The organism is Arhodomonas sp. KWT, from assembly GCF_010993615.1.
In genome coordinates this window covers 1-639 of the sequence record NZ_WNXE01000953.1, presented here as the reverse complement: position 1 = coordinate 639, position 639 = coordinate 1, and the positions used below count along the sequence as shown (strand labels likewise).

Sequence of the window (639 nt, the reverse complement as noted above, 5' to 3'; positions counted from 1 at the left end):
TGCCGTGCCGGCTCCGTTGTGCGCATGGGGCCTCCTTCATATCGAGTAAACTACTAAATATCGATATTTTTAGAGAGAATGTATAATACATGGCCGAGTGTCAAGCCCGCTGATATAATTTCGCCATACCCACCAAACGAACGGCCGGACCATGCCGCAACAGGACGCCACCACCACCCTCTCGGACCGCGCCTACGACTGGCTCAAGCGCGACATCATCCGCGGCGTGTGGCAGCCCGGCAGCCGACTGGCCGTCAAGCAGCTCTCCGATCACTACGGCATCGGCGCAAGCCCGATCCGCGAAGCTCTGGCGCGGCTGGTCGGCGAGGGCCTGGTGCTGGTGTTCGGCCAGCGCGGATTCCGCGTGCCGCCCATCGACCTGGACGACCTCTGGGATGTCACCAACACCCGGGTGCTGATCGAGAACGAGGCCCTGCGCCAGAGCATCGAGCACGGTGACGATGCCTGGGAGTCGGAGGTCGTGGCCGCCTATCATCAGCTCGAGAAGCTCGAGCACGACCCGGCCACGGACTTCGCCGAGTGGGAGCGGCGCAACCAGCGCTTCCACGAGGCACTGGTGGCCGCGTGTCCCTCGCGCTGGCTCCAGCGCATGCGCGAGATCCTCCACGACCAGCACCG

General features: G+C 64.2%; 1 protein-coding gene. It reads left to right on the top strand.

The genetic code is table 11. The features are described 5' to 3' along the window. Positions 1 to 151: 151 nt before the first annotated feature. On the top strand, positions 152 to 639 hold a 488-nt coding region (locus G7A99_RS23510), incomplete at its 3' end, for a GntR family transcriptional regulator (protein ID WP_163144467.1).